Here is a 248-nt window from a genome sequence, read left to right as displayed (position 1 = left end):
CGAGCGCATCCGGCTCAAGCCCAGCCGTTTCATCGACGAACTGCCGGCGGGCGAATTGCAGCGCGACGGCGCCGATCCGGTCGCCGACGCCGAGCGCAAGCGCGAGCGCTCGCTGGCCGGGTTCGCGGCGATCAAGGCCCTGCTCGAAGAGGGCTGAGGCGAGGAACGCGCGTCGATGCGGTCCGCGGTCCGCAGCGATGCGCGCCACGGCGCTGCGACGGGCCGAGCGCGCGTAGTTTCGCCATTGC

General features: G+C 72.6%; 1 protein-coding gene. It reads left to right on the top strand.

The annotated features are described in order from the left end of the window. Window positions 1–157 (top strand): hypothetical protein (locus tag HKX41_12705; GenBank protein NNC24995.1); only part of this gene is annotated, 157 nt, incomplete at its 5' end. Window positions 158–248: the final 91 nt, after the last annotated feature.

Source organism: Salifodinibacter halophilus, from assembly GCA_012999515.1.
Classification (GTDB): domain Bacteria; phylum Pseudomonadota; class Gammaproteobacteria; order Nevskiales; family Salinisphaeraceae; genus Salifodinibacter; species Salifodinibacter halophilus.
This window is presented reverse-complemented; position numbering and strand designations above follow the sequence as displayed.